Genomic DNA, 16,047 nt, shown 5'->3' with positions numbered 1-16,047 from the left:
GTAAGCCCGTACCATTGCAATAAGCTGCTGATTGAATAAGGTGAATGGCGATATTAATAAAACTATGAGATGAAAAACGAAATGCTGGGTGTGCGATTTTTCAAAGAAAATCTTATTTCGATTTCTGTGCTTTCCATAATTTTAGGTCTGTCTGGATGCGTTACCATTAAGAACGGTATCGCTATGTCTGAGGATCATAGCCGAGCTCTGAGTGGGGAGCGGACAAAAATGGGCCAGTCCTACAATTTGAATGCAAACTGCACCGTTGCGACGATTGCCAAGATAAAATTGGTGCAAGCCCCGGCGCATGGCTCGGTTGATTTCGTCAAAGAGAATATTTTTCCCAATTATAGAGACGGCATTCGCGATAAATGCAACTCCAGGAAGTCTCTCGGCGTGTCGGAATACTATACTTCAAAGAGCGGATATTTTGGACGTGACATGTATAAGGTGAGAGTGTCCTACGGGGAGGGAACCATCAAGGACGTTACCGTCAACATCAATGTCATCAAGAACTAGGGTGAAGCGTCCCATCCGTAAACTCGTTGCAATTTTGCTGGCCGTGTGGCTGTTGCCGGGAGTCCTCGCCGGTAAGCCTGCTGTCGTCACCGGCCGAGGCACCAGTCCGGGCCTCTTTGTGGAAAGTCTGAGCCCGCAGGCCGAGCAAGCTCAACCGCCGCAGCGCTGCTCCTTGCATTCAGCCGGCATCCGAACGCTGGCTTGCGGGGGAGGAAACACTTAATTTATCCACTCATCATTCCCGATCGACAGCAGATGGGCCATTGCGTCGGTAATCACGTGGTTGTCGTAGGGTTTGGAGAAAAACCGGCTGCCGGTGGGGAGACTGCTCTCTTCGAGGATGGCTTCGCCGGATGCAACAATCAACCTGACGGGCGGCCACCGATCCCTGATGTAATGAGATAGCTTGATGCCATCCATCGTGCCGGGCATCTGAACATCGGTGAAGACCAGATCGACATCGTCTCGCGACTCAAGAATGCGAATTGCCTCGTCCGCATCACACGCCTCCAGCGCTTCGTATCCCGCAGAGAGCACCAGATCGACGGCACCCATCCGAATGATCATGCTGTCTTCGACGACCAGGACGACGGCTTTGCCATTTTTCATCGCTCACTCGGTCAAATTGGAGTGTGAACCTCGCGGGGCTCCGCTAGTGTAGCGCTTGGGAAGCCAATCGGTTCCTACGCGGCCGCAGAAATGTCGGTTCGCAAACCGGCGCTTTCCCGGTGGTTGTTTGTGACGGCCGTGCCGGGGCCGGTCCCGAGGCCAGCCTTTGGGGTCTGGCAAAGCTGAGCGAAGCCGGTACGAAGTTCGACTTTACCGCCGCAGGGCGTCGAGAGTTTGCCGTTGCGGGCCCGCAATCGACATGACCCGGTGATGGGTGCCCGCGCGCTTCCTCCGACTGGATCCGGCGGTGATGATGACGAATGTTCACTCTCTCGGAGCCAGGCCGTCGAGCAGGAAATCGAGGCCTTTGCGGAAGGCGCCGTCCCAATCATTGTCGAGCAGCAGGCGGGAACGTTCGATTGTCGGATAGTGTTGGCTGAGATCCGTCAGGCGCTGCTGCGCGGCGGCCCTGTCGTCGTCCGAGAGCTCGAAGTTCGCCCGGGTGATGGTGGCGCCGATCACATAGTTCCAGAGCGACCATATCGCGACGTTCAAATCCGCGTCGGCGACACCGGCTTTGGACAGGGTCTTGCCCAGCAGTTCCAGGCGGCTGAGGATGTTCGGGCCGAGCGCCCGGCGCGGCAAAAGCGATGCCGACCAGGGATGGCGCAGCATGCCGGCGCGCCAGTCTTCGAGCATATGGATGATTTCCCCGCGCCAGTCCTGGGGCGCGACGATCTCAGGCGACCGGCGATATTCGAGCACCGCGTCGAGCGCCAGATCGAAGACCGCCTCCTTGTTGCCGACGTGCCAATAGAGGCTCATCGCGCCCGCGCCGAGGCGATCGGCGAGCCGGCGCATCTTCAAGCCGTCGAGCCCTTCGGCGTCCAGCAGTTCCACCGCGCTCGCCACGATCCGTTCCAGCGAGAGGGGCGCTTCGCCGCGCGGCTCCGGCCCCTGCCGGGGTGAGGCGACCGTCCGTCGAGACTGTTTGCTCTCAGCGCCGCTGCGTTTGGCTGCCATCCGTTTTCCCTAGTGATCAGAACGCCGATCTAAACCGACAATGCCAGGAATGTCGATCCTGACCGATTGACTCGTACAGCGTACGATGACATTGAATCGTACGCTGTACGAGTCATTCAATCCTGCTGGCCGCGAGGGTCGTTCCTCGCAATCCCCAGATCCCGAAAGAAAAATCATGTCACGCGCAATCAATCATCTGCTTATCGGAGGGTTCATCATCATGACCATGGCAATTCCCACAGCGACGACAGCCAATGCGAAGGATCTCAAGCTTGAGATCGTCAATCCGAAAAACCTCTACGACCCGACGCCGAATGGCTACAGCACGGCGGTGATCGTGCCCCGCGACGCCAGGCTCGCCTATATCTCCGGGCAGGGCGGCCAGGACGGGACGGGGGCCTTATCGCCCGACTTCGCCGTCCAGGTGAAGCAGGCTTACGCAAATCTGCGCACCGCTCTCGAGGGGCTCGGCGCCAGGCCGGATCAGGTCGCCAAGCTCACGGTTTTCGTGGTCGATCACGACATGTCCAAGCTTGAGGTGTTGACCAGGAACGTCAAGGACATGTTCGGCGAAACCCTGCCGGCGCAGACGCTGATCCCCGTTCCCAAGCTGGCGATCGACCCCATGCTCTTCGAGGTTGAAGCCGTCGTCATTCTGGAATAGCGGCGGGGCGCAGGTGTGAACGACACGGACGTTCACCCCGCGCTCTGTCTTCCCAGGGCCTGTCCCGAGGATGGACTCTGGCCGCCATCGGCCGCGGGCACGACGGCTCAGGCCCGCTTCCGCCGCATCTGCGTGACGCTCCGCCAGACGGCCGAAACCAGGAAGTAGAAGGCGCCGAGGCCGGCATATCCGGCGATATTGGCAATGGACGGCGGTTCCGGCATGCGTGCCTGGGCGATGAAGAAGGCGCCCGCCACCGCGGATTGACCGCCGCTGAGGACCATGGCCCACTGGCCGCCATCGGTCTTCCAGCGCCGGATCGCGGTTGTAAGCTGCAGCAGCCCGGAAAAGATGGCCCACAGGCCGAAGACGCCGAGAACCCAGTTCATGCTCATCGTCAGCGCGACGATCACGGCAGCGGTCGTCACCGCGCTGACGATGACGTTAACCGCCTGGCTGCGGTTGTTTGCCAGGCCGCCATTGCGCGCCGCGTCGACCAGGTTGGCGGCGGCATCCCAGGCCGGATAGAGGATCAGCAAACCCGCCGCGAGGGCAGGCGACTGGCGCCCGACCGTCAAAGCCGCCGCCACCCAGATTGCGGAAAAGGCTGCGCGCGAGACATAGTAGCGCGTCAGCCACTGTTCCCGATCGCCAGATGCGATGGTGGTTTGATCATTGGCGGGGAGAATAGCTCTGGTCATTTTGTCTTCCTACTAGTTGGTAGTTTCACTGGTCATAGGAGTCGCTCCGGGCTTATGTCGCCGGAGATCTTATCGAGTGGCGGTCGGAGACAGGCGCTGCAAGGTGGGCGCCAGAATGGTGGCGAAGATCTCCGGAGCCCCATAAGCCCGGGCTGACAGCATGGCGCCATGGACGGAGGCCATGAAGGCCTCAGCCTCGACGCGCGGTTCGCTCGACAGTCTCAAGCTCCCGTCCTTCAAACCTCGTTCCATCACCGAGGTCAGCCATGTCGAAGCAAAGCGGAAAAACGCCTTGACCTCGGCCGCGACCTCCGGCGGCAGCGCCGGCAGTTCGCTCGCCAGCAGGGCGCAGACGCAAAAAGGCCTGCTGGCGTCCTCGATGCACTGGGCCCAGTGGCCGGCATAGGCCTGGAGAAGCGCCAGCGGATCCCGCACCTGCTGCTCGAGGCCGGCGATACCCGCTTCGGCATCTTCGCGATATCGCACGACAAGCGTGCGCACCAGGTCGGTTTTGCTCGGAAAATGGTGATGGATGCTGGCCTTGCGAATCCCGACGACGGCAGCGATATCGGCATAGCTGAAGCCGTTATAGCCTCCGGTCATGATCAGTGCGCGGGCGGAAGCCAGGATCTCGTCGGACGTCGTCAAAAGGTTGCTCATGGCTTTTGATCTACCTTCCAGTAGGAAGGCTGTCAAGCCAAATGCGGAATTTCTCCATCCCCTTGGTCGGAGCTTGACGGACTTCGCCTTGATACGGGCGAAAAGCGTTGGCGGCGTCGGTTGTAGCGACCGGCCTTGACTCGCCTCGAATACCCAGAACATAATCAGAACATCTAATATGCGGAATGGAGTTCTGGATGTGCGGCCGCGTCTACATCAAGACATCGCTTGAGGAACTGGTGCGCAATTTCGCCTTCGCAGAGCGCGGCGCGATCGATGCACTCGGGAACCGATTTCCGCGCTATAACGGCGCGCCGACGCTGGATTATCCGATCATCATTCGCGACATGGTCCGCGAGCCGGATGTCATGGGGCCGGTGTTCGCCTCGGCGCGCTGGGGGCTGATGCCGGCATGGATGAAGCCGGGTGGCCGGCCGCCGCCGATCAATGCGCGCTGCGAGGGCATTGCCACCAATGGCCTGTTCCGCTCGGCTTACAGATCGCGGCGATGTCTGGTGCCGATCAACGGTTTCTTCGAATGGAAGGATATCTTCGGCACGGGCAAGAACAAGCAGCCCTATGCGATCGCCATGGCCGACGGCTCGCCCTTCGCGCTCGCCGGCATCTGGGAGATATGGAAAGATCCTGCCGGCATCGAGATCCGGAACTTTGCGATTGTGACCTGTGAGCCGAATGCGATGATGGCGCAGATCCATGACCGCATGCCGGTCGTCCTGCACCGCGAGGATTACGAGCGCTGGCTGTCGCCGGAGCCTGATCCGAACGACCTGATGAAACCGTTCCCGGCGGAGCTGATGACCATGTGGCCGATCGGCCGCAATGTGGGTTCGCCCAAGAATGACACGGCTGACATCATCGATCCGATCGACCCCGATCCGGAACCGACGCTGATCTGAATTCACCGGCTCGGGCGGGAGCCATCCATCAACGATGCGGTCAAAGAGATACCTCGCGAGAGGACAGGACGACGCATGCCAGAACAAATCACATGGAAATCGTGGGAACATGTCAGTGGCCGAGAAATCAAATACAAATGGCGGCACGCCTGGAAGGAGAAAGCCGGCGACGATTACGTCGCTTTTGACGGCGATACCCAGATCGGAAGGATATTCCGGTCACAGGCAGGCGGAGGGATCGATAATCGCTGGTTCTGGATCGTGGCGGCTGACGGCAGCCATCGATTGGATTGGCCATCGGCCGGATACGAGGACAGCGCCTATGTCGCCTCGAGGCGGCTGGAAATGATCTATGAGAGCATCAAGAGCGGGAAATCAAGGATGGCGCAGCCATGAGCATTGAAGGCCATTCGAGCGCGCCCGGCGCCAATGTGATCGTCGAGCATTATTGCGAGCACCGGCTTGCCGACGGCACACGCTGCAAGGAATGGGGAGGCTGGGGCCACAGCCCATCCCCGGCCGTGCCGACGCGCTGGTGGTGTTGGGAACATTTCCCGCACAAGACATTCGAACAGGAACAGGCGCTCAGGCGGAAGCTGGAGGCGGCCGGGAAAATCATCCACTGAAGCTGGCTGATGATCCCGCGTTGAAGCGGAAAGCAAAGCCTCTGCCGTCAGCCGTCGGTCGAGACGGTGAGGGATTTCCACGCCTCGATCTCCTGCTGCAGGCGAGCGATCCTGTCCGACACGTGGCTGAGGGCGTCGCTGCCGAGCAGAAGCTGCGGCGGCGGATTATCGGATTCGACCAGCTCCAGCACCGCCGCCGCCAGTTTGGCGGGGTCGCCGAGTTGCTTGCCGCTGACGGCCTGTCGCGCCTGGCGTATCGGATCGAAAAGGGCGTCATAGTCGGCGATGGACCGCGCTGTGCGCACCATCGATCGTCCGGCCCAGTCCGTCCGGAAGGAGCCGGGGCAAAGGGTCGTCACATGGACGCCGAACGGAGCCATTTCCGCACGCATCACCTCCGATATGCCTTGAAGCGCAAATTTGCTGCCGCAATAATAAGCGATGCCGGGCATGGTGATCATGCCGCCCATCGAGGTGACGTTGACGATGAACCCGCGGCGTCGCGCGCGAAACCGTGGCAGAAATGCCTTGGCAACGGCGACGGCGCCGAACACGTTCACGTCGAACTGCCGCCGCATCTCTTCGATCGGCGACTCCTCGAGCACGCCCTCATGGCCGTAGCCGGCATTGTTGATCAGCACGTCGACGGGCCCATGCTCCTCCTCCGCCTGCCGGACGACATCATCGATACGGTCGAACGCGGTGACGTCGCAGAGGACCGGCCGCAGGGCAGGCAGGGTTTTGGCGAGCGCTGTGCGCGAGGCTTGCGAGCGCATGGTGCCGATCACCGTGTGGCCGGCCTGGACTGCCGCAGAAGCGATGGCCAGCCCGAAGCCGGAATTCGATCCGGTGATGAAAAAAGGGTCTTTCGTGACATCGGCAAACATTCCTTGATTGAGGGTGGGATTTGACAAATAGTATGAGGAACCCGGTGCTTCGATTGCGGATTCTCTAATTATGTTGCCAAATCCTATGTCAGGCGATCGCGGCCGATCGAAGCGGCGAGAGATGGTCGCGCTGGCCGGAGGTCTCGCGCCGCGTCACGGATACAATCCGACCGCGCTCAATTCCGTCCGCATCTTGCGCACCGAAGCCGTGCTCCACGACATCCCGGTGCTCTATAAGCCCGGCGCGGTTTTCGTCTTGCAGGGCAGCAAGCAGGGCATCCTCGAAGGCGAGGTCTTCCTCTATGATGAGGAGCATTATCTGGCGGTGTCGCTGCCCGTCCCGTTTCGGATGACGTCGACGGCCAGTCCCGAGCGGCCATTGCTGGCGGTCTATGTCGAGTTCGATATGCAGATGGCAGCCGAGATCGCGCTGCAGGTGGAACAGCATGCCGAACTGCCGGGCGACGAGCCGAGAAGCCTGGTGTCGAGCAGGATGGATGGCGATATCGAGGACGTCCTGCTGCGCCTGCTGACGGCGCTACGCAGCAGCGTTGAGATTGCCGTGCTTGGCGCCGGCATTCTGCGCGAGCTGCACTACCGGGTCCTGGTCGGTCCGCAAGGCGGCGCGATGATCGCCGCCCTCCAGCAGAAAGGCAGATCCGGAAAGATCATCCGGAGCCTCGCCTGGTTGCGGAAAAACTATGGCCTGGAGATTGCCGTCACCGATCTGGCAAGAGAGGTGGGCATGAGCGTTCCCTCCTACCATGTCCATTTCAAGGATCTGACCGGCAACAGTCCAATGCAATATGTCAAAGCGATGCGGCTTCACGAAGCAAGATTGATGATCGCGCGCCGGACGAGAACGATCGCCGAGGTCGCGGCTTCGGTCGGCTACGCCAGCCCGGCGCAGTTCAGCCGCGACTTCAAACGGCATTTCGGGCGCACCGCCTCGGAAGAGATCAAGTGGGTCCAGCGCCACCTCGGCGAGCCGGGTGACGATCGCGGCTAGGCCATGGGATCGGCCGCCTGCGCAGCGGCGGTCAGCGGGCAGGCGGGATACCGGCGCCGCCGATGGCGACGTGAGGATTCATGCGCCCGACGGTGTAACGGCCCGCAACGCAGTCCTGACGATCGCATCGCCGAACTCCGGCGAGACCGGGCGATGGCCGACCAGCAGCCGGAAGAAGACCGGTCCGTAGATCATGTCGAGCAGCGCCTCCATATCAGGCGGCGCCACGATCTCTCCGCGAGCCAGAGCCTGCTCCAGGATGACACGACCGGCGTTGCGGCTCGACAGGATCACCCGATTGCGGAAGGCCTTGGTGAATTCGCTTTCCGGATCGGCGGCCGCAAGTGCCATGGTGATCTGCCGCCCGCGCGTGCTCGCAAAGGCCGTCACCAATCCGCTCATCTGCGCGCCGAGAGCCGCCTGCGCAGTGGCCCCTCCAACCTCCGTTTCCGGGAGCCGGTTGACCAGAAGAGCGGCCATCGCCAGTTCCTGCGCATTGGCCCAGGATCGGTAGATCGTCGGCTTGCCGACACCGGACCGCGCCGCCACGGCTTCGATCGTCATGCGGCCGAAACCTTCGGCCATCAGGATTTCATGGGCGGCCTCCAAGGCGCGCCTCTGCGCGGCAGCGCTTGGCGGCCGCCCTCTTTTCCTAGGTGTTGCACTGCGCTCTTGACTCATATCATTACGATACGTAACGTTATTAAAGAAACCAGTCAAGGAGGATCATCCATGCCGAGTTTTGCCCGAAAAGTGAGCGCCTACTTCATCGTCAAGGATGCGGCACGCGCCATCGACTTCTACAAGGAGGCGTTCGGCGCCACGGAAGTCTTCCGCATGACCGATCCCTCGGACGGGCGGATCGGCCATGCCGAGCTGCGTTTCGGAGAGACGCTGATGATGTTGGCGGACGAATATCCGGACTTCGGCGCCCTTTCTCCCGATACCGTCGGAGGCTCGCCGGTAACCTTCCACATGGACACGGCGTCGACCGACGCCGCACTGGCCCAGGCGCTGTCGGCCGGGGCGACGATGTTGCGCCCGGCGACCGACCAGAGTTTTGGCGAGCGGGTGGCGCAGGTGCTTGATCCCTTCGGCCATCGCTGGATGTTGTCGCAAACCATCGAACAGGTCACGCCCGAGGAGATGCAACGCCGCTGGAACGAGGACATGTCGGCATGAGCGCCGCCGCGACGAGATGAGAGAAAATGACGGTTGTGGCTAGAGATCGCCGACCTGAATCGGATTTGCAGCCTTGGAAATCCCACCGATTCAAGACAAGATCATCTCGCTCTAGCGGGGGACCCTGATGGAAAACCACGAGCCGTTTTTACGCGAGGCGATCGCGCTCTCGAAATCCGCGATGGAACGCGGCGACGAACCATTTGGCTCGGTGCTGGTGAAGGACGGCGAAGTCATCCTGCGCGCCGAAAACAGCGTCTTCACCGGCCACGATATGACGAACCATGCCGAGATGAACCTGGTTAAACTGGCCGCACAGCACTACGACACGGCGTTTCTCGCTGACTGCACGCTCTACACCAGCACCGAGCCCTGCGCGATGTGCTCCGGGGCGATTTACTGGTCGGGCATCGGGCGCATGGTGTTTGCCTGCTCGGAAACGCGGCTTGGCGAGATCGCCGGGATCGGGTTGAACGTGCCGAGCCGGGCGGTGCTGCAAACCGGCGCGCGCACCGTCACCGTGGTTGGCCCGACGAACCTCGAAGACGAAGCCGCCGACGTCCATCAGCAATTCTGGCCGAAGCATCTGGGCAAGGCTTAGAGCGCCTGCGTCCTTTGACGCTCCCTCTCGGTCACAATCATGGGCACAATTGAAGCCCAGATAGCAGTGATCTGCATGCTCGCCATTGATAGTCGAGCGCTGGCGCTGTAGCGTCCGCTTCGCAATCCGGACGAACGAAACAGGAGGCTCTTATGCCAACGGGTACGGTTAAATTCTTCAACGACGACAAGGGCTTCGGCTTCATCACGCCTGAGGGTGGCGGACAGGATGTGTTTGTTCACGTCTCTGCCCTGCAACGCGGCGGTTCGCTCCGCGAAGGCGATAAGGTCAGCTTCGAGGTCGGACAGGACCGCAAGACCGGCAAGTCCAAGGCTGAGAACGTCTCGGTCCTCTGACCGGGCGGCAATGCCGACTATTGAGGGGGCGTTCGCCCCTTCAACTGCCCGGGAAACTGGCCGTAAGCGGTCAGAATGGCCTTGATCAGGCCCGGGAAGCGTTCGTCGAGCTCCGCGCAGCGGGTTTGATTGAGCATCTCCACACCCTGGCGCTCGCTGACGATCAGCCCCGACTCCCGCAATACCTTGAAATGATTCGACAGCGACGACTTCGGGATGACGCGCTCCCCGAACTCCGCGAGGGCAGAACACGTCCTGCCGCAGGCAGCACCGGCAAGCTGCGCGAAAATTGCGGCGCGCTCCGGATCGGCAAGCGCATAGAGAATCGCTTCGGGCCGGATGTCCTCTAATGCTGGGTGAAAGAGCGGTCGCATAAATTTTATATAGCCGCACTTGACATCAAGATCAATAGTTCCGAATTTCTGAACTACGGAACAAGGCCGCCACTCCCGACGGCCGTCCGAGTCAAAAGGAATTCGATATGGCTAAGCTCACGGGAAAGGTTGCCGTGGTCACCGGCGCCTCCAAAGGGATCGGCGCTGCGATTGCCAAGGCTTTTGCGGCAGAGGGTGCACAGGTGGTGGTGAATTACGCTTCGAGCAAGGCCGGAGCGGACGCCGTGGTTGAGGCGATCCACGCGGCCGGCGGCAAGGCCATCGCGGTCCAGGGCGATGTTTCGAAAGCCGAACAGGCACAGGGGCTCGTTGATGCTGCGGTCAAGCAGTTCGGCAAGCTCGACGTGCTGGTCAACAACTCCGGCGTCTATGAATTCGCGCCGATCGAAGAGGTGACCGAGGAGCAGTATCGGCGCATCTTCGACGTGAATGTTCTCGGCGTTCTGCTGACCTCCCAGGCAGCGGCCAAGCATCTCGGCGAGGGCGGCAGCATCATCAACATCTCGTCGGTGGTCACCAGCCTGGCGCCGCCGGCCTCTTCGGTCTACACGGGCACGAAGGGCGCCGTGGAGGGCATCAACAGCGTGCTTGCCAAGGAGCTCGGCCCGCGCAAGATCCGGGTCAACGCCATCCTGCCCGGGATCGTGGAGACCGAAGGTACGCACACCGCCGGCGTCATCGGCTCGGATTTCGAGCAGACCTTGGTGGCCCAGACGCCGCTCGGCCGTACCGGCCAGCCGGACGATATCGCCGGCGTCGCGGTCTTCCTCGCTTCCGACGATGCCCGCTGGCTGACCGGCGAGCGCTTGGCCGCCAGCGGCGGTTTTCGCTGATCGTCCAATGCCCGCGTGCGCAGTGATGGCGCACGCCGACACCAATGCAGAAAGGAAACGCCAGAGCATCGCCCTGGCGTTTCGGTTCAGGCCACCAGGCCCTTGGTCAGTTCCAGCGCCTGCCGCTCGAACAGCCGGCGATAGATGCCGTCCTTGAGCCGGATCAGCGCCTGATGGTCGCCCTCTTCGACAATCTTGCCCTTGTCGAAGACCAGCAGCCGGTCCAGCGCCCTGACCGTCGACAGCCGATGGGCGATGACAAGCGTGGTGCGGCCGTGCATCAGCCGTTCCATCGCCTGCTGGATCTGCACTTCGCTCTCGCTGTCGAGGCTCGAGGTCGCCTCGTCCAGGATCAGCACCGGTGCATCGGCCAGGAAGGCCCGGGCAATGGCGACACGCTGCCGTTCGCCGCCCGACAGTTTGACGCCGCGTTCCCCCACCATCGTCTCATAGCCCTTGGGCAGGTCCATGATGAAGTCGTGGGCGCTCGCCTGTTTCGCCGCCTGCTCGATCTCGCGCCGCGAGGCGTTCGGCCTGGAATAGGCGATGTTTTCCGCCAGCGTGCGGTGGAACAGGATGGGCTCCTGCTGCACGATGGCGATCTGGCCGCGCAGGCTGGATTGCCTGACCCCTGATATATCCTGCCCGTCGATGCGGATCGAACCCGACTTCACGTCGAAGAGGCGCTGGATGAGCTTGACGAAGGTCGTCTTGCCCGAACCCGAATGCCCCACCAGGCCCACGCGCTCACCCGGCTTGATGGTGACCGAAAAGTCCTCATAAAGCGGAGTGGGATGCGCGCCATACTGGAAGGTGACGCGATCGAAGACGATCTCGCCCTCGCCAATCCTGATCGGCGTGGCGTTCGGCCTGTCCTCGATGCCAAGCGGCATCTTGTCGAGCAGCACCAGCTCTTCCATATCGTTGACGGCACGCTGCAGGTTGCGGATGTCCTGGCCGACATTGCGCAGATAGCCTTGCAGAACGAAGAACATCGCCAGCACGAAGGTGATGTCGCCGGGTGTCGCCAGCCCCTTTTGCCACATCACCAGGCCCGTTCCCAAAATGCCGGCCTGCATGGAAACCATCATGAAGCCCTGGATCGTGCCGCTCAATGTGCCGCGCTTCCACGTCCGCCGCGTGCGGCTGTCCCATCTGGCGAGCACATGGCCCAGCCGCCGCTCTTCGCGGCTCTCGGCGCCGAAGGCCTTGACCACCGCATTGCAGCTGATGGCATCGGCCAGCGCACCGCCGAGCTTGGTGTCCCAGGCATTGGCAAGCCTTGCCGCCGGCGACACGAAACCCATGGAAAGCGCCACGGTCACGCCGATATAGACGAGCGACCCGACAGCGACGATCAGGCCCATGACCGGCCAATAGCTGCCGAGCACGATGCTGGCGCCGACCAGCATGACGATGGACGGCAGCAGGGCGACTAGCAGCAGGTCGTTGAGCGCGTCGAGCGCCCACATGCCGCGGGTGATCTTGCGCACCGTCGAACCGGCAAAGCTGTTGGCGTGCCAGTCGGTGGAGAACCGCTGCACCTTGTGGAAGCCGTCATTGACCACATCCGCCATGGTGCGCAGCGTCAGCCGGATGATGCCGTTGAAGATGAACCAGCGCAGCGCCACGCTGGTCAGGCCGAGCGCCACGACGATGACGAAGGCGCTGAGCGCACCATCCGCCGCATTGCCGCCGGCAATGGCATCGACGATCCGGCCGGAGAAAACCGGCACCATGACTTCGGCCAGCGTGCTTGCAATCACCAGCACGATGATCGCGCCCACCAGGACAGGCCGGTGGCGCCAATGATGGAAAACAAAGCCGAGCACATGGCGATAAGCATCGGCGCGGAAATCGAGCTTCTTGCGAGTCATTTTAATCGCTCGGCCCCGTTTCGGCGGCCGGTCCTCAAAATAGAGAGTTGGATGGCACAGCCCAAACGGGAGACAAACTGATCCCGTCAGATCAAATTGGGCTGTGAGGGAAGTGAAACCGCATGGCGCGCGCTTAAGGCGGGCCGCGAATGGAAATGACCTACTGTCGGGACATTCCGCACGGGAAGACTTCGATGATTGCTAGTGTCATGCAACGCCTCCCTTGTGTTCGATCTGAAACGGTGACCATTTTGTAGCGAATGAGATTGCCGTTGCCAAGCGGGTTTTTACAACCTTACGGAAAGTGATGCGCAAACGACACAATTGGGGGACTGGGAAAAGGTCATAGATACGCGCAACGATCACTGCGCCCCACGGGATTTCCGCATTTCGGCATCGCGCCACTGCTGCCATTGCTGCCTCAGCTTGCTCCGGGACATGCCGATGGCTTCATTGAGAATCTCGACTTTGAGAATCCGTTCGGTGCGGAAATGGCGGAAGGCTTGTTTCGATTGGCACCACGCGATCAACAGGCTGTGCGTGTTGTCATAGCCGAGAAGCACAGGCCAGACGATGCGGCGGGTGATCGTTCCATCCGCCGCGCGATAGTCGAGTTCGAGCTTGCGGCCCTCCCTGATCGCCAACCTCAGCGGACGCGTATCGCGTGTCGCATCGCCGCCGACGACATCATCCGGTTTGATGCCGACGGCAGGTTGGGCAATATAGGGAAGAAGATCCTGCGGCATGACCGATGTGATCTTCGCCATCACATCGCCGGCGGCATTCCGCATGGCCGCGTCATTCAACCTTGCCACCATTTGAACGCCGAGCACGACGGCTTCGATCTCGTCGGGCGTCAGCATCAGGGGCGGCATGTCATATCGGCGATCGAGGACGTAGCCGAACCCCGCTTCGCCCTCGATCGGAACACGCTGGGCCATCAGGTGTGCGATATCGCGGTAGACGGTTCGCCGCGCGACCTCGAGTTCCCCCGCAAGCTCGGACGAGGTCACCGGGCGGCTCGACCGTCGAAGAATCTGGATGATCTGAAAAAGCCGATCCGCTTTTCGCATGCCTGATGACTCCTGCTGCCACAACGCTGTCAGCACGGCTATGGCACAAAAGCAAGGAAAGAGACGGCCGCACAGCCAAGGAGAAGATCATGAAGTTCGCATCCACCCGCCTCATTGCCGCGGATATCACAGGCATGGTGGCCTTTTATGAGCTGGTAACCGGCTGCCGCGCCGACTGGCTTGCACCCGTCTTCGCCGAGATCGTCACTCCCGGCGCGAGCCTCGCAATCGGCAGCGCGCAAACCGTGGCCTTGTTCAGCGAGGGCAGTGCGGAGCCCGGCGCCAACAGGACAGCCATTCTCGAGTTCATGGTCTCGGACGTCGATGCGGAATTCGCGCGGCTCAAGGACCAGGTCACGGTCGTGCACGCACCCAAGGATTTGCCATGGGGCAACCGGACGATGCAGATTTCCGATCCCGAGGGCACACGCGTCGCCCTCTATACACCCGTCACCGACGCCGCGAGACGCCGTTTCGCCGGCCGTTGATCGGCCGACGCTGATGGGGCCGGAGCTTTTGTTTGACCAACGTTCCGCGCGCAGACGACCGCAACCAGCGCGACGCGTCGGCTGCTTCCGGCCCGAAGCGGTCATGGGCCGTCGCAAAAATCCGCCGCGAAACTCCAAGTTTTAGAGTTTTGCGGCGAGCATCCTCGAACGCGGGAAAGACCGGAGTATCGCATAAGTCGGGATTTGTGCGGCGAACCATCTCGTGGAAGGGCAACTCCGGCCTATAGTGGCTTTCGGAAGAACACGACGCGTTGGGTCTCCTCAAAGCCTAAAGCGGTATGGAGCGCATGGCTGGCTGAATTCTCTATGGGCGCGTCAGAGCCAAACTCAACACACCCAAGCGACTTACCCCAATCGGCAACGGCATCGCAAAGCAGCCGTGCGATACCCTTTCGCCTGTCAACGGGCCTGATATAAATCCCTTCGAGGAATAGAACGGGCGAGCTGCTGCATCCATTCACATAATCATGTCGCAAAGTGGCCTCAGCAAACCCGACAGCTTCATTCGCAGCATTTCGAGCGATGAACGCGACGGCGTCTCCACTTTCTGAAAGCAACGCCCGGCCCAACTCAGCGCGATGATATTCGAGCGAGTGATGCGGCCACAGCGCAACGCGAAGTTCCGCCCACGGCTCAACATCTTTTATGGTCCCAATCGCGATAATCGATTCCATAGTGAGGTTCTCTTTTGTCGCGAAATTCCCGATAAAAGCGACAGTTGTTTTCCTGACTTTTGCAACGTCGCAGAATAGACGGTTTTGCAATGCCGGCAATGTCCGGCCTTGGCGCATTCCGGCCGGGACGAAGCTCTCGCAAAAGCACAGCTACGCAGTCATTGATGATCGCGGGGCCGCTATCGGCCCCGAAGCGGTCATCAGTCGCAACCGAAAGTTAAGGTTCAACCGACAAGTTCGGGCACGGGGCGCTGAGCATGTGATATCGATCGCGTCCGGTGTCCGTCGAGAGTCGACATGAAATTTCGGTTGATTGCAGTATTTCTGATTATCTTGCCAACCGTTTCGACCGCGCAAGAACACAAGCGTCGTTTTCCCAAATATCAATTCTTCTATTGTACGGCCGTCCATATGAAACTGGCCGAAACCTACGGGAAAACAGGTGATACGGTCGCCGAAGCCCTTCACACCCTAGAGGCGGACTTTCTGTACCAAAAAGGAAAGAATGACCTTGTTGAGATTGGAAAATCTCCGGAGGACGCCGATAGGCGAGTCCAAAAACATCGGGATGGCATTGATAATGAATTGCAGAGTACGCCAAACAGGATTCGGATTATGCTGCGCCTCTGTAACTCATTCTTTCCAGAGCGAGCGAACCGGCCCAGAAATCGGGCGTAGAAATCTCTGCGTGAGAGACCCTGGTGGCGGGCCGTCCCTAAAGCATCGAAAGGTCAGGCGGAGCATGATCACATCGATGATAACACCACTATTGTGGCATCGATTATGATGGTTGGTGTCTATGGGCATCGAACGGAGGGCCAGTTGGTCGATACCATTCGCCTCAGGGCGCGTTGTAAACCGTGATTCACTTGCGGCTTCGACGGCAGGGCGGCTGACCGGCCTGCAAACAGACCGTTATCGTTATTGGAATT

Annotated in this window: 22 protein-coding genes; 12 read left to right on the top strand and 10 right to left on the bottom strand. The window is 60.8% G+C overall.

Annotated features, from left to right (window positions below):
• Window positions 1-69 precede the first annotated feature (69 nt).
• Window positions 70-519, top strand: coding sequence for a hypothetical protein (locus tag EEQ99_RS11675; RefSeq protein ID WP_373289072.1), 450 nt, complete (start codon window positions 70-72; stop codon window positions 517-519).
• Between the two features lie 219 nt (window positions 520-738).
• Here the strand turns inward: EEQ99_RS11675 and EEQ99_RS11665 are convergent, their stop codons facing one another.
• Together EEQ99_RS11665 and EEQ99_RS11655 are read right to left on the bottom strand one after the other, a co-directional pair.
• On the bottom strand, window positions 739-1,128 hold the full coding sequence (locus tag EEQ99_RS11665; RefSeq protein ID WP_097542785.1) for a response regulator: 390 nt from the start codon (window positions 1,126-1,128) through the stop codon (window positions 739-741).
• Window positions 1,129-1,452: 324 nt separating this feature from the next.
• Complete coding sequence (locus EEQ99_RS11655; RefSeq protein WP_097623277.1) at window positions 1,453-2,151, bottom strand: TetR/AcrR family transcriptional regulator; 699 nt, start codon at window positions 2,149-2,151, stop codon at window positions 1,453-1,455.
• A gap of 175 nt (window positions 2,152-2,326) precedes the next feature.
• Here EEQ99_RS11655 and EEQ99_RS11650 point away from each other — a divergent pair, with 175 nt between their 5' ends.
• Window positions 2,327-2,815 (top strand): RidA family protein, encoded by a 489-nt coding sequence (locus tag EEQ99_RS11650; protein ID WP_063476547.1) that lies wholly within the window; start codon window positions 2,327-2,329, stop codon window positions 2,813-2,815.
• Window positions 2,816-2,922: 107 nt separating this feature from the next.
• Here the strand turns inward: EEQ99_RS11650 and EEQ99_RS11645 are convergent, their stop codons facing one another.
• Together EEQ99_RS11645 and EEQ99_RS11640 are read right to left on the bottom strand one after the other, a co-directional pair.
• A complete protein-coding gene (locus EEQ99_RS11645; protein ID WP_063476548.1) occupies window positions 2,923-3,516 on the bottom strand; it encodes a DUF308 domain-containing protein in 594 nt (197 codons plus the stop codon).
• 69 nt (window positions 3,517-3,585) lie between these two features.
• The gene (locus tag EEQ99_RS11640) at window positions 3,586-4,176 is read right to left on the bottom strand and encodes a TetR/AcrR family transcriptional regulator (RefSeq protein WP_047614076.1); all 591 of its coding nucleotides are present in this window, start codon (window positions 4,174-4,176) and stop codon (window positions 3,586-3,588) included.
• A gap of 197 nt (window positions 4,177-4,373) precedes the next feature.
• On the opposite strand from EEQ99_RS11640, the gene EEQ99_RS11635 reads away from it, so the two are divergent.
• The 3 genes from EEQ99_RS11635 (at window position 4,374) to EEQ99_RS11625 (ending at window position 5,719) form a co-directional block, all read left to right on the top strand.
• The gene (locus EEQ99_RS11635; protein WP_047614460.1) at window positions 4,374-5,093 is read left to right on the top strand and encodes an SOS response-associated peptidase; all 720 of its coding nucleotides are present in this window, start codon (window positions 4,374-4,376) and stop codon (window positions 5,091-5,093) included.
• Window positions 5,094-5,168: 75 nt separating this feature from the next.
• A complete protein-coding gene (locus tag EEQ99_RS11630; protein ID WP_097542782.1) occupies window positions 5,169-5,489 on the top strand; it encodes a hypothetical protein in 321 nt (106 codons plus the stop codon).
• Window positions 5,486-5,719, top strand: a complete 234-nt coding sequence (locus EEQ99_RS11625) for a hypothetical protein (RefSeq protein ID WP_097623275.1) — start codon at window positions 5,486-5,488, stop codon at window positions 5,717-5,719. Before EEQ99_RS11630 ends, EEQ99_RS11625 begins: the two co-directional genes overlap by 4 nt.
• Window positions 5,720-5,766: 47 nt before the next feature.
• Here the strand turns inward: EEQ99_RS11625 and EEQ99_RS11620 are convergent, their stop codons facing one another.
• Window positions 5,767-6,606, bottom strand: a complete 840-nt coding sequence (locus EEQ99_RS11620; protein ID WP_127430446.1) for an oxidoreductase — start codon at window positions 6,604-6,606, stop codon at window positions 5,767-5,769.
• A 70-nt stretch (window positions 6,607-6,676) separates the two neighbouring features.
• Between EEQ99_RS11620 and EEQ99_RS11615 the strand changes: the two genes are divergently transcribed.
• Window positions 6,677-7,615 carry an AraC family transcriptional regulator gene (locus tag EEQ99_RS11615; RefSeq protein ID WP_097623273.1) on the top strand — a complete coding sequence of 313 codons (939 nt, stop codon included), beginning with the start codon at window positions 6,677-6,679 and terminating at the stop codon, window positions 7,613-7,615.
• Between the two features lie 78 nt (window positions 7,616-7,693).
• Here the strand turns inward: EEQ99_RS11615 and EEQ99_RS11610 are convergent, their stop codons facing one another.
• Window positions 7,694-8,296, bottom strand: coding sequence for a TetR/AcrR family transcriptional regulator (locus EEQ99_RS11610; protein WP_097623272.1), 603 nt, complete (start codon window positions 8,294-8,296; stop codon window positions 7,694-7,696).
• A 51-nt stretch (window positions 8,297-8,347) separates the two neighbouring features.
• Between EEQ99_RS11610 and EEQ99_RS11605 the strand changes: the two genes are divergently transcribed.
• The 3 genes from EEQ99_RS11605 to EEQ99_RS11595 all read left to right on the top strand — a co-directional run bounded on the left by EEQ99_RS11605 (window position 8,348) and on the right by EEQ99_RS11595 (window position 9,754).
• Window positions 8,348-8,797 carry a VOC family protein gene (locus tag EEQ99_RS11605; protein WP_047614085.1) on the top strand — a complete coding sequence of 150 codons (450 nt, stop codon included), beginning with the start codon at window positions 8,348-8,350 and terminating at the stop codon, window positions 8,795-8,797.
• A gap of 127 nt (window positions 8,798-8,924) precedes the next feature.
• The gene (locus EEQ99_RS11600) at window positions 8,925-9,398 is read left to right on the top strand and encodes a nucleoside deaminase (RefSeq protein WP_097623271.1); all 474 of its coding nucleotides are present in this window, start codon (window positions 8,925-8,927) and stop codon (window positions 9,396-9,398) included.
• Between the two features lie 152 nt (window positions 9,399-9,550).
• On the top strand, window positions 9,551-9,754 hold the full coding sequence (locus EEQ99_RS11595; protein ID WP_047614086.1) for a cold-shock protein: 204 nt from the start codon (window positions 9,551-9,553) through the stop codon (window positions 9,752-9,754).
• Between the two features lie 17 nt (window positions 9,755-9,771).
• On the opposite strand, the gene EEQ99_RS11590 is transcribed toward EEQ99_RS11595, so the two are convergent.
• Complete coding sequence (locus tag EEQ99_RS11590; protein WP_047614087.1) at window positions 9,772-10,128, bottom strand: ArsR/SmtB family transcription factor; 357 nt, start codon at window positions 10,126-10,128, stop codon at window positions 9,772-9,774.
• Between the two features lie 107 nt (window positions 10,129-10,235).
• On the opposite strand from EEQ99_RS11590, the gene EEQ99_RS11585 reads away from it, so the two are divergent.
• Window positions 10,236-10,982: a glucose 1-dehydrogenase gene (locus EEQ99_RS11585; RefSeq protein WP_047614089.1), complete on the top strand. Its 747-nt coding sequence runs from the start codon at window positions 10,236-10,238 to the stop codon at window positions 10,980-10,982.
• An 86-nt stretch (window positions 10,983-11,068) separates the two neighbouring features.
• Here EEQ99_RS11585 and EEQ99_RS11580 read toward each other — a convergent pair whose 3' ends face one another.
• Window positions 11,069-12,859: an ABC transporter ATP-binding protein gene (locus EEQ99_RS11580; protein ID WP_097623270.1), complete on the bottom strand. Its 1,791-nt coding sequence runs from the start codon at window positions 12,857-12,859 to the stop codon at window positions 11,069-11,071.
• Window positions 12,860-13,221: 362 nt separating this feature from the next.
• Window positions 13,222-13,932 carry a helix-turn-helix transcriptional regulator gene (locus tag EEQ99_RS11575; RefSeq protein ID WP_063476555.1) on the bottom strand — a complete coding sequence of 237 codons (711 nt, stop codon included), beginning with the start codon at window positions 13,930-13,932 and terminating at the stop codon, window positions 13,222-13,224.
• Window positions 13,933-14,021: 89 nt separating this feature from the next.
• Between EEQ99_RS11575 and EEQ99_RS11570 the strand changes: the two genes are divergently transcribed.
• Entirely contained in the window at window positions 14,022-14,420 is a 399-nt protein-coding gene (locus EEQ99_RS11570) for a VOC family protein (RefSeq protein ID WP_047614465.1), read from the top strand.
• A 242-nt stretch (window positions 14,421-14,662) separates the two neighbouring features.
• Here EEQ99_RS11570 and aac(6') read toward each other — a convergent pair whose 3' ends face one another.
• Window positions 14,663-15,115 (bottom strand): aminoglycoside 6'-N-acetyltransferase, encoded by a 453-nt coding sequence (gene aac(6') / locus EEQ99_RS11565; RefSeq protein ID WP_097623303.1) that lies wholly within the window; start codon window positions 15,113-15,115, stop codon window positions 14,663-14,665.
• A 297-nt stretch (window positions 15,116-15,412) separates the two neighbouring features.
• Between aac(6') and EEQ99_RS11560 the strand changes: the two genes are divergently transcribed.
• Window positions 15,413-15,793 carry a hypothetical protein gene (locus EEQ99_RS11560; RefSeq protein ID WP_047614095.1) on the top strand — a complete coding sequence of 127 codons (381 nt, stop codon included), beginning with the start codon at window positions 15,413-15,415 and terminating at the stop codon, window positions 15,791-15,793.
• Window positions 15,794-16,047: the final 254 nt, after the last annotated feature.

The organism is Rhizobium anhuiense (assembly GCF_003985145.1).
GTDB lineage: Bacteria > Pseudomonadota > Alphaproteobacteria > Rhizobiales > Rhizobiaceae > Rhizobium > Rhizobium anhuiense.
Note: the sequence above shows the minus strand (reverse complement) of the source record. Positions and strands in the feature narration are given on the sequence as shown.

Coding starts and splice junctions, on each gene's coding strand:
- EEQ99_RS11590 (WP_047614087.1), bottom strand. CDS start 10,128: ATGCGACCGCTCTTTCACCCAGCATTAGAGGACATCCGGCCCGAAGCG.
- EEQ99_RS11650 (WP_063476547.1), top strand. CDS start 2,327: ATGTCACGCGCAATCAATCATCTGCTTATCGGAGGGTTCATCATCATG.
- EEQ99_RS11580 (WP_097623270.1), bottom strand. CDS start 12,859: ATGACTCGCAAGAAGCTCGATTTCCGCGCCGATGCTTATCGCCATGTG.
- EEQ99_RS11600 (WP_097623271.1), top strand. CDS start 8,925: ATGGAAAACCACGAGCCGTTTTTACGCGAGGCGATCGCGCTCTCGAAA.
- EEQ99_RS11635 (WP_047614460.1), top strand. CDS start 4,374: ATGTGCGGCCGCGTCTACATCAAGACATCGCTTGAGGAACTGGTGCGC.
- EEQ99_RS11645 (WP_063476548.1), bottom strand. CDS start 3,516: ATGACCAGAGCTATTCTCCCCGCCAATGATCAAACCACCATCGCATCT.
- EEQ99_RS11675 (WP_373289072.1), top strand. CDS start 70: ATGAAAAACGAAATGCTGGGTGTGCGATTTTTCAAAGAAAATCTTATT.
- EEQ99_RS11620 (WP_127430446.1), bottom strand. CDS start 6,606: ATGTTTGCCGATGTCACGAAAGACCCTTTTTTCATCACCGGATCGAAT.
- EEQ99_RS11575 (WP_063476555.1), bottom strand. CDS start 13,932: ATGCGAAAAGCGGATCGGCTTTTTCAGATCATCCAGATTCTTCGACGG.
- EEQ99_RS11585 (WP_047614089.1), top strand. CDS start 10,236: ATGGCTAAGCTCACGGGAAAGGTTGCCGTGGTCACCGGCGCCTCCAAA.
- EEQ99_RS11665 (WP_097542785.1), bottom strand. CDS start 1,128: ATGAAAAATGGCAAAGCCGTCGTCCTGGTCGTCGAAGACAGCATGATC.
- EEQ99_RS11605 (WP_047614085.1), top strand. CDS start 8,348: ATGCCGAGTTTTGCCCGAAAAGTGAGCGCCTACTTCATCGTCAAGGAT.
- EEQ99_RS11560 (WP_047614095.1), top strand. CDS start 15,413: ATGAAATTTCGGTTGATTGCAGTATTTCTGATTATCTTGCCAACCGTT.
- EEQ99_RS11630 (WP_097542782.1), top strand. CDS start 5,169: ATGCCAGAACAAATCACATGGAAATCGTGGGAACATGTCAGTGGCCGA.
- EEQ99_RS11615 (WP_097623273.1), top strand. CDS start 6,677: ATGTTGCCAAATCCTATGTCAGGCGATCGCGGCCGATCGAAGCGGCGA.
- EEQ99_RS11610 (WP_097623272.1), bottom strand. CDS start 8,296: ATGAGTCAAGAGCGCAGTGCAACACCTAGGAAAAGAGGGCGGCCGCCA.
- EEQ99_RS11655 (WP_097623277.1), bottom strand. CDS start 2,151: ATGGCAGCCAAACGCAGCGGCGCTGAGAGCAAACAGTCTCGACGGACG.
- EEQ99_RS11570 (WP_047614465.1), top strand. CDS start 14,022: ATGAAGTTCGCATCCACCCGCCTCATTGCCGCGGATATCACAGGCATG.
- EEQ99_RS11625 (WP_097623275.1), top strand. CDS start 5,486: ATGAGCATTGAAGGCCATTCGAGCGCGCCCGGCGCCAATGTGATCGTC.
- EEQ99_RS11640 (WP_047614076.1), bottom strand. CDS start 4,176: ATGAGCAACCTTTTGACGACGTCCGACGAGATCCTGGCTTCCGCCCGC.
- EEQ99_RS11595 (WP_047614086.1), top strand. CDS start 9,551: ATGCCAACGGGTACGGTTAAATTCTTCAACGACGACAAGGGCTTCGGC.